Consider the following 15,105-nt stretch of genomic DNA (forward strand, 5'->3'; position numbering starts at 1 on the left):
GTCAGGCCTCGACGGCCGCCTTCTCGCGCGCCGCACGGATGCGGGCGTCGCGCTCCTTGATCTGCGGCTCGTTCTCGCGGAACAGCGAGTAGAGGGGTGCCGCGACGAACAGCGTCGAGTAGGTCGCCACGAGGATGCCGACGAAGATCGAGAGCGAGATGTCGGTCAGCGTCTCCGCACCCAGCCAGAACGCACCGATGAACAGGATCGCGCCCACCGGGAGCGCCGCCACGACCGAGGTGTTGATCGATCGGATCAGCGTCTGGTTCACCGCGAGGTTGACCGACTCGCCGAACAGGCGCGCGGTCTTCTCCCCGTCCTCCGTCGTGTTCTCCCGGATCTTGTCGAACACCACGGTGGTGTCGTAGAGCGAGTACGCCAGGATCGTGAGGAACCCGATCACCGCCGCCGGGGAGATCTCGAAACCGGCCAGGGCGTACACGCCCACCGTGATCACGAGCACGTCGAGCAGCCCGATGATCGCTGCGGCCGACATCTTCCAGGTGCGGAAGTAGATCGCCAGGATCAGGAAGGTCAGCGCGAGGAAGATCGCCAGACCCCACAGGGACTGCCGCGTCACGCTCTCACCCCACGCGGGACCGATGAACGAGGAGGTCACCGCGTCGGGCTCCACCTCGTACGCGTCGGCGAGAGCGCCGGCGACCTGCTGCGTCTCCGCCGCCGTCATCTGGTCGGTCTGGACCCGGATGTCCTGGTCGTTCACGATGACGACCTTGGTCGCGGCGCCGGGCACCACGGACTGCACGGCCTCGCTCGCGGTGTCCTGATTCAGCGTGGCCGGGGCGTTCACCGTGAACTGCGACCCGCCCGTGAACTCGATCGAGAACTGGATGGGACGGAACAGCGGCACGAGCGCGGACCCCACGACCAGCGCGATCGCGATGATGAACCACAGCCGACGGCGTCCGACGAACGGGAAGGAGGTCTTTCCCGTGTAGAGGTTGTTACCGAACTCGTTCATGGAAGCCATCAGGCGTCTCCCTCGCTTCCGCCCTTGGTCTGTTTCTCCGCGGCGAGGGCCTCGGCACGCTTGCGCTCTGCGATGGTCTGACGGCGGTCCGCCTCACCGCGTGAGCGCGCGTTCTTCGCGCCGCGACCTGCCGATGCCGTCGCCACCTCGCGGTACTGCGACCGGCTCCGGTACACGGCGCCGAGTGCCGCCGGGTCGAGCCCGGAGAGCTTGTGGCCGCCGCCGAAGAAGCGCGTCCGCGCGAGGAGCTGCATCACCGGGTGAGTGAAGATGACGAAGATCATCACGTCGATGACGGTGGTCAGGCCGAGCGTGAACGCGAAGCCCTTCACCGTGGAGTCCGCGAGGATGTAGAGCACGACGGCCGCGAGGATGTTGATCGACTTCGAGATGTAGATCGTGCGCTTCGCGCGACCCCATCCGTCCTCGACCGCCGCCGTGATCGACTTGCCGTCGCGCAGCTCGTCTCGGATCCGCTCGAAGTAGACGATGAACGAGTCGGCCGTGAAACCGATCGACACGATCAGACCCGCGACGCCCGCGAGCGACAGGCGGAACCCGATGCGCCACGCGAGGATGCAGATCACGATGTACGTCAGCACCGCCATCACCGCGATCGACGCGATGATCACCGTCCCGAGAGCGCGGTACGACAGCAAGGAGTAGACCGCGACCAGCGCCAGACCGATCAGACCCGCGATGAGCCCGATCTGGAGCTGCTGGGTGCCGAGGGTCGCGGAGATCGTGTCGGAGCTCTGCACCTCGAAGCTCAACGGCAGCGCACCGAACTTGAGCTGATCCGCGAGCGTCGTCGCGCTCTCCTGAGTGAAGCTGCCGGAGATGCTGGGACGGCCGTCGAGGATCACGCCGTTCATCCGCGGCGCACTGATCACGTCGCCGTCGAGCACGAACGCGAACTGGTCGCGGGGCGACAGACCGTCGATGCGGTTCTGGTTGAGGCGCGTGCTGACCTTGCCGAACGCGTCCGCGCCATCGCCGTTCATCGTGAGCTGCACGATCCAGGCGCCGCTCTTGGGGTCGCGGCCTGCCGACGCGTCGGTGATCGCGCGTCCGTCGAGCTCCATCGGGCCGAGGAGGAACTTCTGGGTGTCGTCCGGGGAGCAGGCGATGACCGGCTCGTCCTTCGGCGCACGCGACGGATCGTTGTCGGGGTTGGCGCAGTCGTAGGCCTGGAACTCCGCGGCCAGCTTCTCGGTCACCCACGACAGATCGCTCGCGTCGGTCGGCTCCGCCGTCGGAGTGGCGTTCAGGCCGGGGTCGGGGCTCGGGAACGGCGTGGAGTTGCCGTCGTCGCCCACGAACTCGGTGCTCGCCGCGGTCGTGTACAGGACCGGACGGAACTCGAGCTGTGCGCTGGACTGGATGCGCTCCCTGGTCTGCTCGTCGGCCTCACCCGGGATCTGGACGACGATGTTGCGCCCGCCCTCCGTGGTGATGTCGGCCTCGGCGACACCCGAGGCATCCACGCGCTGGCGGATGATCGCCGCGGCCTGGTCGAGCTGCTCCTGTGACGGCGCTGCGCCGTCCTCGGTCTCGGCGCTGAGGATGATCTGCGTGCCGCCCTGCAGGTCGAGCGCTAGTTCCGGCGCCCACGAACTCTGCTTGAAGACGTACACACCCAGCGCGTTGATGCCGAAGAGCACGCCCGTCACGAGGAGCAGGCCGAGGAGGACCCGCCAGGCGTGACGGACAGGTGAAGATGAAGCCACGTGTGTTCAGCTTTCTGGGAGGACGATGATCCGAGCGGCCACGACGGCCGCTGTCTTACTTGTCGTCGGCGTCCCGTTCGAGACGGGCGCGGGTCTCCTCCGGCGTCTCCGTCGTGGGGGCGGCGGGCTCGTCGACGATGCGGTCATCCACGCCGTCCACGGGCGCCTCAACGATAGCGTCCTTCGGCTCGACGATGCGGAGGATCGCCTGGCTGTGCACCTCGATGACGGTGCCCGGAGCGATCTCCACGAGGGCCGGCGCGTCCAGGTCGTCCGGGTCGAACGCCACGATCGTGCCGTAAATGCCGCCCTGCAGCAGGACCTTCGCGCCGGGAACCGTCTTGGTGGCCTTCTCCTCCTGCTCGGCCTTCATCTGCCTCGTCCGCTTGCGCGTGTTGAAGATCATGAAGATCAGGAGCACGGCCAGAAGGCCGAAGAGCACGAATTCCATGGGCATGGGGAAGCGCCTTTCTCAGGTGCACGCACCAGCCATTGGGCGCACAGAGGTATCGGGGGAAGCCTTCAGCGATTATAGGTCATCCAGCGTGAGCATCCCGTCGGGGTGCGCGACCCCGAGGTGCGCGTACGCCTCGGGTGTCGCGACTCGTCCGCGCGGCGTGCGCCCCAGGAATCCGATGCGCACGAGGTACGGTTCGACCACGCTCTCCACGGTCTCGGCCTCCTCGCCCACCGCGACCGCGAGGGTGCCGAGACCCACCGGTCCCCCGCGGAAACGCCGGACGAGCGCGTCGAGCACCGCTCGGTCCAGCCGGTCGAGACCGATCGCGTCGACGTCATAGAGCTCCAGCGCCGCCCGCACGTCGTGCAGCGTCGCCGCACCGTCGCCGTGCACCAGCGCGTAGTCGCGCACGCGGCGCAGCAGGCGGTTGGCGATTCGGGGGGTTCCTCGAGATCGGCGCGCGATCTCGGAGAGGGCGTCGGTCGGGAGCCCGACCCCCAGCACCGACGCGGAACGCGCGATGACCTGCTCGAGCTCGCCCTCCTCGTAGAACTCAAGGTGGCCGGTGAACCCGAAGCGGTCGCGGAGCGGATTGGGCAGCAGGCCCGAGCGCGTCGTCGCCCCGACCAGGGTGAACGGCGACAGCTCCAGGGGGATGCTCGTGGCGCCCGCACCCTTGCCCACCATGATGTCGATGCGGTAGTCCTCCATCGCGAGGTAGAGCATCTCCTCCGCGGAGCGGGCCATGCGATGGATCTCGTCGATGAACAGCACCTCGCCCGGCATCAGGCTCGACAGCAGAGCCGCGAGATCTCCCGCGTGCTGGATCGCGGGGCCGCTGGACATACGGAGCGGACGCTCGCTCTCGTGGGCGACGATCATCGCGAGCGTGGTCTTGCCGAGTCCCGGAGGACCCGCGAGCAGGATGTGGTCGGCGGGACGGGACTGCAGGCGCGCGGCCTCGAGCAGCAGCTGGAGTTGACCGCGCACCTTCTGCTGGCCCACGAAGTCACCGAGGCTGGAGGGGCGCAGCGCGCCCTCGATCGCGAGCTCCGACTCGTCGGTGGGCTCGGTCGGGTCGAGCGGGTCAGACACGCGCCGATCCTCCCTGCGCCGGGCCGAGCAGGGCGAGCGTGCGCCGCAGCAGCGACGCGACCGACGCCCGCTCGGCTTCGGTCGCCGCGGCAGCGGTCTCGGTCGCCGCCTCGGCGGCCACCTTCTCCGACCACCCGAGACCCACGAGCGCGGCGGCGACCTGCGACACGATGTCACTCCCCCCCGAGGCCTGCGTCGCGGCCGGGGCGGCAACGGCGTGCACCTTCCCCGCGAGCTGCACCACGATGAGCTTGGCCGTCTTGGGCCCGATGCCGGACACACGCCGGAACGGAGCGTCGTCCTCGGCGGTGACGGCCTCGGCGATCTGGTCCGTCGTCAGATGCGACAGCACGCCCAGCGCCGACTTCGGCCCCACGCCCGTCACGCTGAGCAGCAGCGTGAAGATCTCCAGCTCCGCCCGATCGGCGAAGCCGAAGAGCGAGAGGGCGTCCTCGCGCACGATCAGGCTCGTGTGCAGGCGCAGCTTCTCCCCCACCGTCGCCGTGTGCGCGACATCGGCGGGGACGGCGACCGCGAAGCCCACGCCACCCACCTCGATGACGACCTGGTCCGGCGTCGTGTGCAGCACGGTGCCGTGCAGAGAGGAGATCATCCTCCCAGCCTAGGAGGTCGCTCGCACATATGTTCGAGCGACACGCTCCGCGTCCGCCCAGGCCCGCTGCGCCGGGGTCAGTCCGCCCGCCGCACCGCCGGCTCGGGGCGCCCCGCGCCGCCAGGCGTGACACAGGGCGATCGCGAGAGCGTCCGCGGCGTCCGCCGGCTGCGGCGGCGCATCCAGACGCAGGATGCGGGCGATCATCGCCTGCACCTGCCTCTTGTCGGCGGAGCCGTAGCCCGTGACGGCCGCCTTGACCTCGCTGGGCGTGTGGGTCGCCGCGGGAAGCCCTGACTCGGCGGCGATGAGGAGCGCGACCCCGCTCGCCTGCGCCGTGCCCATCACCGTATGGCTGTTCTGTTGCGCGAAGACGCGCTCGACCGCGACCGCGTCAGGGCGGTGCTGGGCGATCGCCTCGCGGATCCCCGCGGCGACGACCGCGAGTCGCTCGCCGATCGGCGCATCGATCGCCGAGCGGATCACACCGACGTGCACGAGGGTGCCCCGGCGGGCCCGGTCGACGTCGACGATCCCGACACCGCAGCGGGTGAGTCCAGGGTCGATGCCCAGCACGCGGATGGTCGACGTCACCGTCCCAGGCTAGGCGCGGAACGTGCCCGTCGAGGTCAGCCGCGCCTACGCGTCGTCGTTCTCGAGCTCCGCCTGGACCTCGGCCGACAGGTCGAAGTTGCTGAAGACGTTCTGCACGTCCTCGCTGTCCTCCAGCGCGTCGATCAGTCGGAACACCTTGCGGGCCGTGTCGGCGTCGATCTCGACCTTGAGGTTCGGCACGAACTCGACGTCGGCCGACTCGTACTCGATGCCCGCCTCCTGCAGCGCACTGCGCACGGCGACCAGGTCGCTCGCCTCGGTGATGACCTCGAAGCCCTCGGCGTGCGGCTCGATCTCCTCGGCCCCCGCCTCGAGCGCGGCCATCATCACGTCGTCCTCGGTCGTGCCCTCCGACCCGACCACGATGACGCCCTTGCGACTGAAGTTGTACGCGACGCTGCCGGGGTCGGCGAGCGTGCCCCCGTTGCGGCTCAGCGCGGTGCGCACCTCGGCGGCGGCACGGTTCTTGTTGTCGGTCAGACACTCGATCATGAGCGCCACACCGTTGGGGCCGTAGCCCTCGTACATGATCGAGGTGTATTCGACGGCCTCGCCGCCGATGCCCGCACCGCGCTTGATGGCCCGGTCGATGTTGTCCTTCGGGACGGACGTCTTCTTGGCCTTGAGGACCGCGTCGAACAGGGTCGGGTTGCCCTGCAGGTCGGCGCCGCCGAGCTTGGCCGCGACCTCGATGTTCTTGATGAGCTTGGCCCAGGACTTGGCACGGCGCGCGTCGATGACGGCCTTCTTGTGCTTGGTCGTGGCCCACTTGGAATGCCCGGACATAAGTCTCCGCTCGTCGTCAGGGCCCCGGCGCGTGTCCAGGGCGTCGTCCATTCTAAAGGAACACCGCGGAACACCCGGCGGCACAGTGCCTTGTCGGGGCGCTGCGGCGGTGGGAGACTGACCGCATGGGCGACCGGGAGCGTGCTCTCGACGCCGCTCACCGTCGAGCCGAGGCGTTCCTGGGCACCCTCGACGATCGACCGGTGTGGCCGCGCGCGAGCCTCGACGAGATGCTGCAGGTGTTCGGCACGCCTCTCCCGGAGCGGGCGGAGGACCCCGCGGCCGTTGTCGAGGACATCGCGGCTAAGGCCGAGCCCGGACTCGTGGCCATCCCCGGGGGACGGTTCTTCGGATTCGTGATCGGCGGCACTCATCCGGCCGCTCTCGCCGCAGACTGGCTCGTGTCCGCGTGGGATCAGAACTCCGGCTCCTCCCTGCTCACCCCGGCGACCGTCGCGATGGAGCGGGTGGCAGGACAGTGGCTGCTCGAGCTGCTCGGCCTCCCGTCCGCGAGCAGCGTCGGCTTCGTCACGGGCGGTCAGCTCGCGAACTTCACGTGCCTCGCGTCCGCACGGAACGCCGTCCTCGCGCGGGCGGGGTGGGACCTCGCCGAACGGGGACTGCGCTCCGCGCCGCCGGTGCGGTTCGTGGTGGGTGCCGATCGTCATGGATCGATCGACCGCGCGGCACGGTTCCTCGGGATCGGTCGCGCCGAGGTCGACGTGGTGGATGCCGACGCGCAGGGCAGGATGCACCCCGCCGAGCTCGAGCGCGTCCTCGACGGCGGATCCGGCCCGCTCATCGTGTGCCTGCAGGCGGGAGAGGTCCATACCGGAGCGTTCGACGATTTCCGCGCGCTGATCGCGATCGCACGCCGACACGGCGCCTGGGTGCACGTGGACGGCGCCTTCGGTCTGTGGGCGGCCGCCTCCCCCGCGCTGCGACATCTGACCGCCGGCATGGAGGACGCGGACTCCTGGGCGACCGACGCACACAAGACGCTGAACGTGCCGTACGACTGCGGCATGGCGATCGTCCGCGATCCCGCCGATTCGATCGCGGCGTTCCGCACCGGCGGCGACTACCTCGTGTACTCCGGCCTCGACCCGTGGGATGTGACGCCGGAGCTGTCGCGCCGCGCCCGCGGGGTGCCGGCGTACGCGGCGTTGCGCAGCCTCGGGCGTTCCGGGGTCGCGGATCTCGTCGACCGCCTCCACGACAACGCCGTACGCATGGCCTCCGGCCTGCGCGGCCTCGACGCGATCGAGGTGATCAACGACGTCGACTACACCCAGGTGATGTTCCGGCTCGACACGGACGAGGCGACCCGCGAGCTCGGTGCCGCGATCCTGGTCGACGGCACGGCCGTCGTCACCGGAGCGGAATGGCGGGGGCGAGCCGCGCTGCGCTGCTCGATGTCGTCGTGGGCGACGACCGCGGACGACATCGACCGCACGGTGCACGCCATCCGTGCCCTTCTCCCCTGACCCGACTCGCCCGCCTGCTACGGTCGAGGCCGCCGTTGATCGCGCGCGAGAGGAGCAGGGTGTGACCGCAGGAGCCGACCGCCTCCGCCCCGCGTGGACCTCCCTGCCCGAGAGCCTCCGCGCCGCGGCGCTGGACGTGATCGGCGGAGAGTACATCTCCGACGCCCCCGCGCACGGCGGCTTCAGCGCCACGTACGCGGGCACCGTGGTCACGACCGGCGGTCGGGCTTTCGTGAAGGCCGCGGGCGCGGACTGGCACGCCGACTCGGTGCGCCTGCTCCGCCAGGAGATCGTCACGCTGTCGACCCTCCCCTCGGGCGTCGCGCCCCGAGTGCTGGGGACGGTGCAGGACGACATCGGTGCCGTGCTGGTCGTCGAGGCGATCGACGGCCGCCATCCGGGGCGCCCGTGGACAGCGGATGACCTGCACGCGGTGGCGGACGCCCTCGCCGTCGTCGGCACCACGCCGGCACCGAGAACCCTGACGGCCGCGGACGAGAGCATGGTGCCGGGTTTCACGCGCTGGCAGGAGATCGCCGCCACCCCCGACCTCCGCGGCGCTCTGCCCCCGTCGGTCCGGGATTCGCTGCCCCGACTGCGTGAACTGGAGGCGGAGTTCGCGGGGGCCGTGCGCGGAGATGTCCTCGTCCACGACGACGTCCGGGCCGACAACATCCTCATCGCCGACGGTCGCGCCCACCTGCTCGACTGGCCGCATGCGCGCCGCGGGGCCGCATGGGTCGACCTCCCCTGCGTGCTGCCGAGCATCGAGGCGAGCGGCGGACCGACCTGCACGCAGGCCTACCCGGTGTTCGAGGAGCACGGCGCTCCCCCTCCGAGGGACCTGCTGCCGGTCATCGCGGGCTTCGCCTCGTACCTCTGGGCCGAACAGAGCAGGCCGGAGATTCCGCAGCTCCCCGGCTTGCGCGCCTTCCAGCGGGCGCAAGCCGGTCCCGCGCTGCGGTGGCTGGCCGCCCTGGTGTGACGACGCCTCCGGCGGTCAGGCGGCGGCGACGGAGTGGCCGCCTTCGACGCGGGCGAGGAAGCGCTCGTGGAAGCGGGTCTCGCCGGAGATCTCCGGGTGGAAGCTCAGGCCCAGCAGCGCTCCCTGCTCCACCGCCACCACGCGGCCGTCCGGTAGCGCCGCGAGCGGGGTCGCACGAGGACCGATCGACTCGACGACCGGTCCGCGGATGAACGCCGCCGACACCGGCGGTGCACCGAAGGCCGCCACGTCGAGCTGCGCCTCGAACGACTCCACCTGACGGCCGAACGCGTTCCGCCTGACCACCGCGTCGAGCCCTCCGAACGACTGCTGGCCCTCGATCGCGTCGACGACCGTGTCGGCCAGCATGATCAACCCCGCGCACGTGCCGAGCACCGGGAGCCCGGCGGCGATCGCGTCGCGGATCGGCTCCTGCATCCCGAACGTGCGCGACAGCTTGTCGATCACGGTGGACTCGCCACCCGGGATCACCAGGCCGTTCACGGCGGCGAGCTCCTCCGGGCGCCGGACGAGCTCCACCTGGGCGCCGAGACGGGCGAGCAGGGCGGCGTGCTCGCGCACATCGCCCTGCAGCGCGAGCACGCCGACCCGCGGGCTACCAGCCACGCTCGGCGAGCCGGTGCGGCGCCGGCAGGTCGCTGACGTTGATGCCGACCATCGCCTCGCCGAGCCCGCGGGACACCTCGGCGATCACCTTCGGGTCGTCGAAGAACGTCGTGGCCTTCACGATCGCCTTCGCGCGCTCGGCGGGGTTGCCCGACTTGAAGATGCCGGAGCCGACGAACACGCCGTCCGCCCCGAGCTGCATCATCATCGCGGCGTCCGCGGGGGTCGCGACGCCGCCGGCCACGAACAGCACGACGGGGAGCGTGCCCGTCTCGGCGATCTCGGCGACCAGCTCGTACGGCGCCTGCAGCTCCTTCGCGGCGACGAACAGCTCGTCCTTCGGGAGAGCCGTGAGCGCAGCGATCTCCCCGCGGATCTTGCGGATGTGCTTCATCGCCTCGGACACGTCGCCCGTTCCGGCCTCGCCCTTCGAGCGGATCATCGCCGCCCCCTCGTTGATGCGTCGCAGCGCTTCGCCGAGGTTCGTGGCGCCGCACACGAAGGGCACCGTGAAGCCGAACTTGTCGATGTGGTTCACGTAGTCGGCCGGCGAGAGCACCTCGGACTCGTCGATGTAGTCGACACCGAGCTCCTGCAGCACCTGCGCCTCGACGAAGTGACCGATGCGCGCCTTCGCCATCACCGGGATCGACACGGCATCGATGATGCTGTCGATCATGTCCGGGTCGCTCATGCGCGAGACGCCGCCCTGCGCGCGGATGTCGGCCGGCACGCGCTCGAGCGCCATGACGGCGACGGCGCCCGCGTCCTCGGCGATCTTCGCCTGCTCGGCGGTCACGACGTCCATGATGACGCCGCCCTTGAGCATCTCGGCGAGACCGCGCTTGACGCGCGACGATCCGGTGGTGTTCTGCTCGGACATGGGGAGCTCCTGTCGGATGATCCGTAATCGGGTTTGATCTAGATCAAACGTAGCACTGTCCGATCCCACCTAGAATCGCGGAGGAGGATCATGAGCGACCGGATCACAGGCAGCACCGCGGCGGAGATCGCCGACAGCGTGCGCGCCCTGCGCGACCGCGGGATCCTGCTTCCCGGAGCCCTCCTCCCGCCGGTGCGCGAGCTCGCCGCCACCCTCGGCGTCAACCGCAACACCGCCGTCGCCGCGTACCGCCAGCTCGCCCAGGCGGGACTCGTCCTGTCGCGCGGACGCGCCGGCACCACGGTCGCGGGGATCGAGGCCGTGGCACAGGAGGGCTACGCGGCCGACACCGTGCTCCGCGACATCGGCACCGGCAACCCCGACCCCGCGCGCATCCCCGACCCGTCGGCCGCGCTGATGACGATCGCGAGCCGTCCCGTGCTCTACGGCGAACCCGTGATCGACCCGGGGCTGGAGGAGTGGGCGCGCCGGTGGATGGCGGCCGACCTCCCGGACGCGGACTTCCGGATCACTGTGACGAGCGGAGCGGTCGATGCGGTGGAGCGGCTGCTCGCCCAAGCCCTCATGCGCGACGACGCCGTGGCGCTCGAGGATCCGTGCTTCCTCGCCAGCATCCACACGGTGCGGCTCGGCGGCTATCGGGCCGTCCCGGTCCCCGTCGACGACCAGGGAATGACGGTCGACGGACTGCGGGCGGCTCTCGACGCCGGCGTTCGGGCCGTGATCTGCACACCGCGGGCGCAGAACCCCACCGGCGTGGGTCTCACGGCCCAGCGCGCCGCCGAGCTGCGCGGTGTCCTCGCCGATCACCCGTACGTCCTGATCATCGAGGACGACCACTTCTCGCTGCTGTCGCAGCGCCCGTACGAGTCCTTGATCAGCGAGGACCATCGGCGCTTCGCCCTCGTGCGCTCGGTGTCGAAGTTCCTCGGACCCGACATGTGCCTCGCGATCGCGGCGACCGACCCCGACACCGCGGAACGTCTCGCGATGCGACTCAGCCCGGGCACCACCTGGGTGAGCCACCTGCTGCAGCGCCTCGCCCTGGCACAGCTGACCGACGAGGATGCGATGACCACCGTCGCGACCGCCGGTGCGCACTACGCGGAGCGCAACGCCGCGTTCGCGGCACGCCTGCGCGCGCACGGCATCGACGCCGCCGCGCCCGACGGGCTGAGCCTCTGGGTGCGACTCCCCCGGCCCGCGCGCGAGGTCGCCGAGCACCTGATGCGGCGGGGGTGGCTCGCCCGCACGGGTGACGAGTTCTCCCTCGACGACCGCGCCGATCCGTCCCACCACCTCCGTCTCACCGTCCACGACCTCACCGACGCGGAAGCCGACACGCTCGTCGCCGACCTCGTCGCGGCCGCGCGATGACCACCCGTCGCGGGCACCGGCCCGCCCTGACCGAAAGCGCTCGTTCATGAAGATCCTCTCCATCCAGTCCGCCGTGGCGTACGGGCACGTGGGCAACTCCGCCGCGGTGTTCCCGCTGCAGCGCATCGGCGTCGAGGTGCTGCCCGTCTACACCGTGAACTTCTCCAACCACACCGGCTACGGCGCCTGGCGCGGACCGCTGATCGACCCCGCCGACGTGCGCGAGGTCATCACCGGCATCGAGGACCGCGGAGTGTTCGGGCAGATCGACGCCGTCCTGAGCGGCTACCAGGGAGGCGAGGGCATCGGTGACGTGATCATCGATGCGGTCGCGCGCGTCAAGGCCGCCAACCCCGACGCGGTCTACGCGTGCGACCCGGTCATGGGCAACGCGAAATCGGGCTGCTTCGTCGCCCCCGCGATCCCGATCCTTCTGCGCGAGCGCGTCGTCCCGGTGGCGGACATCATCACCCCCAACCAGTTCGAGCTCGGGTTCCTCACCGAGACCGAACCCGACACGCTCGAGTCCACGCTCGCCTCGGTCGACCTCGCCCGCGCCATGGGCCCCCGCACGGTGCTCGTGACGAGCGTCGAGCGGCCCGACCGCGAGGAGGGGACCATCGAGATGCTCGCGGTCGACGGCGACGGTGCCTGGCTCGTCCAGACGCCGCACCTCCCCATGAAGGCGAACGGCTCCGGTGACGTGACCGCCGCCCTGTTCACGGCGCACTACGTCGAGACCGGCAGCGCCAGGACCGCGCTCGAGCGCACCGCCTCCAGCGTGTACGACCTGCTGCAGGCGACGCTCGACTCGGGCGAGCGCGAGCTGCAGCTCATCGAGGCGCAGGAGTTCTACGCGCACCCGCGCATGCAGTTCACCGCACGGCAGGTGCGCTGACGGTCACTCCGGCCACGCGTGGGCGACGGCCTCCCGCACTTCGCCGAGGAGCTGCGGGAGCGCCTTCGTCTTCGCGATGATCGGGAAGAAGTTCGCGTCGGAGCGCCACCGCGGCACCACGTGCTGATGCAGATGCGCGTCCACGCCGGCTCCCGCCACCGCCCCCTGGTTCATGCCCAGGTTGAAGCCGTCGCATCCGGAGACCTCGCGCAGCACCCGCATGGCCGTCTGGGTGAGCGCGCCGATCTCGGCCACCTCTTCCGGACTCGCCTGGTCGTACGTCGCGATGTGACGGTACGGGCACACCAGCAGGTGCCCCGAGTTGTACGGGAACAGGTTCAGCAGCACGTACGCGGTCGTGCCCCGTGCCACGATGAGCCGCTCGGCGTCGGGGTACTTCGGCGCCTCGCAGAACGGGCACTCCTCGCGCAGGGGCTCCGGTCCCGCCTGGATGTAGGCCATCCGGTGGGGGGTCCACAGCCGCTGGAACTCGTCGGGCACGCCGGCGAGGCGACCTGCATCCTCCAGCGACTGCTCCCCCTCGGTCATGCCAGGTCCCCGGCCGTCTGCACCAGGGCGTGGCTGTCGATGGCAGCGCGGATGCGGTCGACCGCCTGCGCGATCGGCACGCCGTTCTCCTGCGAGCCGTCGCGGTAGCGGAAGGAGACGGTGCCGGCGGCCCGGTCCTGCTCCCCGGCGATCAGCAGCAGCGGGACCTTGCCGGTCGTGTGCGTGCGGATCTTCTTCTGCATGCGGTCGTCGGAGGTGTCGAGCTCGGCACGCACACCGCGGGAGCGGAGCGTGTCGATCACCTCACCCAGATAGTCGGCGAAGTCGTCCGCGACCGGGATCCCCACGACCTGTACCGGCGAGAGCCACACCGGGAAGTCGCCCGCATAGTGCTCGAGGAGGATCGCGAAGAACCGCTCGATCGAGCCGAACAGCGCCCGGTGGATCATGATCGGACGCTTCTTCTGGCCGTCCTTGTCCATGAACTCGAGGTCGAAGCGCTCGGGCAGGTTGGGGTCGACCTGCACCGTGGACAGCTGCCACGTACGGCCGATCGCATCGCGCGTCTTCAGGTCGATCTTGGGCCCGTAGAACGCCGCCTCGCCCGGCACCTCGGTGAGCTTGAGACCGGAGGCCACGGCCACGCGGCGCAGGGCGTCGGTGGACGACTCCCAGAACTCGTCCGAACCGATCCACTTCGACTTCTCGTCGTCCTTCATCGACAGCTCGAGCTCGAAGTCGGTGAGGCCGAAGTCGCGGAGCATCGAGAGGATGAACTCGAGGACCTTGCCGACCTCCTCCTCCAGCTGCTCGGGTGTGACGAACAGGTGCGAGTCGTCCTGCGTGAAGCCGCGCACCCGCGTGAGGCCGTGCAGGGCCCCGGAGAGTTCGTTGCGGTAGACCGTGCCGTTCTCCGCGAACCGCAGCGGGAGGTCGCGATAGCTGCGCGCGCGCTCCTTGTAGATGAGGATGTGCATCGGGCAGTTCATGGGCTTCAGGTAGTAGTCCTGGCCCTGCTTGGTGATCTCGCCGTTCTCGTCGCGCTCCTCGTCCATGACGATGGGCGGGAACATGCCGTCCTTGTAGGTGACGAGGTGGTTCGAGGTGAGGAAGAGGTCTTCCTTGGAGATGTGCGGCGTGTACACGTAGGTATAGCCGCCCTCGATGTGCCGCTTGCGCGCGTGCTGCTCCATCTCGCCGCGCACCACGCCGCCGCGCGGATGCCAGACGCTCAGGCCCGACCCGATCTCCTCGGGGAAGGAGAACAGGTCGAGCTCCTTGCCGAGTCGCCGGTGGTCGCGCTTGGCGGCCTCCTCCAGCCGGTGCTGGTACGCGCGCAGCTCGTCCTTCGTGGGCCAGGCGGTGCCGTAGATGCGCTGCAGCTGCGGGTTCTTCTCGCTGCCGCGCCAGTACGCGGCGGCGATGCGCGTGAGGTCCCAGCCGTTGCCGATCATGCGCGTGTTGGGCAGATGTGGCCCGCGGCAGAGGTCCTTCCAGACGACCTCGCCGTCGCGGGTCGTGTTGTCGTAGATCGTGAGCTCGCCCTCGCCCACCTCGACCGACGCGCCCTCGGCCGCCTCCTTGCCGCCCTTGAGCCCGATCAGCTCGAGCTTGAACGGCTCGTCGGCGAGCTCCGCGCGCGCCTCGTCATCGGTCACGACACGACGCACGAAGCGCTGGCCCTCGCGGACGATGCGCTGCATCTCCTTCGTGATGGCCTTGATGTCCTCCGGCGTGAACGGGGTGTCGACGCCGAAGTCGTAGTAGAACCCGTCGGTGATGGGCGGGCCGATGCCGAGGTTCGCCTGCGGGTTGATGCGCTGCACGGCCTGCGCGAGCACGTGCGCGGCCGAGTGGCGCAGGATGTTCAGGCCGTCGGGGCTGTCGATCGTGACCGGCTCGACCTGCTCGGTGCCGGTCAGGGTCGTGGCGAGGTCCTTGAGCTCGCCGTTGACGCGCATCGCGACGACGTTTCGGTCAGAGAACAGGGCGAAGCCGTCGGTCGGCTGGGCGTTTTCAGGCACTGA

15 protein-coding genes are annotated in these 15,105 nt (G+C 70.0%); 4 read left to right on the top strand and 11 right to left on the bottom strand.

The genetic code is table 11. From position 1 onward, the window contains the following. Window position 1: 1 nt before the first annotated feature. The 7 genes from secF to ACFWCH_RS14515 all read right to left on the bottom strand — a co-directional run bounded on the left by secF (window position 2) and on the right by ACFWCH_RS14515 (window position 6,290). The gene (gene secF, locus ACFWCH_RS14485) at window positions 2–991 is read right to left on the bottom strand and encodes a protein translocase subunit SecF (RefSeq protein WP_136033643.1); all 990 of its coding nucleotides are present in this window, start codon (window positions 989–991) and stop codon (window positions 2–4) included. Beyond that, window positions 991–2,721: a protein translocase subunit SecD gene (gene secD / locus ACFWCH_RS14490; RefSeq protein WP_136033641.1), complete on the bottom strand. Its 1,731-nt coding sequence runs from the start codon at window positions 2,719–2,721 to the stop codon at window positions 991–993. The genes secF and secD overlap by 1 nt, the downstream gene beginning before the upstream one ends. Before the next feature lie 55 nt (window positions 2,722–2,776). Then, a complete protein-coding gene (yajC, locus tag ACFWCH_RS14495; RefSeq protein ID WP_136033701.1) occupies window positions 2,777–3,172 on the bottom strand; it encodes a preprotein translocase subunit YajC in 396 nt (131 codons plus the stop codon). 78 nt (window positions 3,173–3,250) lie between these two features. Further along, complete coding sequence (ruvB, locus tag ACFWCH_RS14500; RefSeq protein WP_378803709.1) at window positions 3,251–4,276, bottom strand: Holliday junction branch migration DNA helicase RuvB; 1,026 nt, start codon at window positions 4,274–4,276, stop codon at window positions 3,251–3,253. Further along, window positions 4,269–4,889, bottom strand: coding sequence for a Holliday junction branch migration protein RuvA (gene ruvA, locus ACFWCH_RS14505; RefSeq protein WP_378803710.1), 621 nt, complete (start codon window positions 4,887–4,889; stop codon window positions 4,269–4,271). The genes ruvB and ruvA overlap by 8 nt, the downstream gene beginning before the upstream one ends. A gap of 9 nt (window positions 4,890–4,898) precedes the next feature. Then, the gene (gene ruvC, locus ACFWCH_RS14510) at window positions 4,899–5,483 is read right to left on the bottom strand and encodes a crossover junction endodeoxyribonuclease RuvC (RefSeq protein ID WP_136033634.1); all 585 of its coding nucleotides are present in this window, start codon (window positions 5,481–5,483) and stop codon (window positions 4,899–4,901) included. A 45-nt stretch (window positions 5,484–5,528) separates the two neighbouring features. Next, entirely contained in the window at window positions 5,529–6,290 is a 762-nt protein-coding gene (locus ACFWCH_RS14515) for a YebC/PmpR family DNA-binding transcriptional regulator (protein WP_136033632.1), read from the bottom strand. Between the two features lie 125 nt (window positions 6,291–6,415). On the opposite strand from ACFWCH_RS14515, the gene ACFWCH_RS14520 reads away from it, so the two are divergent. After that, complete coding sequence (locus ACFWCH_RS14520; protein WP_378803711.1) at window positions 6,416–7,777, top strand: pyridoxal phosphate-dependent decarboxylase family protein; 1,362 nt, start codon at window positions 6,416–6,418, stop codon at window positions 7,775–7,777. Window positions 7,778–7,838: 61 nt separating this feature from the next. Further along, window positions 7,839–8,762, top strand: coding sequence for a phosphotransferase (locus tag ACFWCH_RS14525; protein ID WP_247981703.1), 924 nt, complete (start codon window positions 7,839–7,841; stop codon window positions 8,760–8,762). A gap of 15 nt (window positions 8,763–8,777) precedes the next feature. Here the strand turns inward: ACFWCH_RS14525 and pdxT are convergent, their stop codons facing one another. Then, window positions 8,778–9,389 (bottom strand): pyridoxal 5'-phosphate synthase glutaminase subunit PdxT, encoded by a 612-nt coding sequence (gene pdxT / locus ACFWCH_RS14530; protein WP_378803712.1) that lies wholly within the window; start codon window positions 9,387–9,389, stop codon window positions 8,778–8,780. Beyond that, window positions 9,379–10,272 (bottom strand): pyridoxal 5'-phosphate synthase lyase subunit PdxS, encoded by an 894-nt coding sequence (gene pdxS / locus ACFWCH_RS14535; protein ID WP_136033624.1) that lies wholly within the window; start codon window positions 10,270–10,272, stop codon window positions 9,379–9,381. The genes pdxT and pdxS overlap by 11 nt, the downstream gene beginning before the upstream one ends. A 90-nt stretch (window positions 10,273–10,362) precedes the next feature. Between pdxS and ACFWCH_RS14540 the strand changes: the two genes are divergently transcribed. Together ACFWCH_RS14540 and pdxY are read left to right on the top strand one after the other, a co-directional pair. Further along, entirely contained in the window at window positions 10,363–11,670 is a 1,308-nt protein-coding gene (locus tag ACFWCH_RS14540) for an aminotransferase class I/II-fold pyridoxal phosphate-dependent enzyme (protein WP_206251213.1), read from the top strand. A gap of 46 nt (window positions 11,671–11,716) precedes the next feature. Beyond that, window positions 11,717–12,568: a pyridoxal kinase PdxY gene (gene pdxY / locus ACFWCH_RS14545; protein ID WP_206251212.1), complete on the top strand. Its 852-nt coding sequence runs from the start codon at window positions 11,717–11,719 to the stop codon at window positions 12,566–12,568. Between the two features lie 3 nt (window positions 12,569–12,571). On the opposite strand, the gene ACFWCH_RS14550 is transcribed toward pdxY, so the two are convergent. Continuing rightward, on the bottom strand, window positions 12,572–13,117 hold the full coding sequence (locus tag ACFWCH_RS14550; protein WP_136033617.1) for an HIT domain-containing protein: 546 nt from the start codon (window positions 13,115–13,117) through the stop codon (window positions 12,572–12,574). Then, window positions 13,114–15,039, bottom strand: coding sequence for a threonine--tRNA ligase (gene thrS, locus ACFWCH_RS14555; RefSeq protein WP_240744640.1), 1,926 nt, complete (start codon window positions 15,037–15,039; stop codon window positions 13,114–13,116). The genes ACFWCH_RS14550 and thrS overlap by 4 nt, the downstream gene beginning before the upstream one ends. Window positions 15,040–15,105: the final 66 nt, after the last annotated feature.

Source organism: Microbacterium sp. NPDC060132 (assembly GCF_042729675.1).
Classification (GTDB): Bacteria; Actinomycetota; Actinomycetes; order Actinomycetales; family Microbacteriaceae; genus Microbacterium; species Microbacterium sufflavum.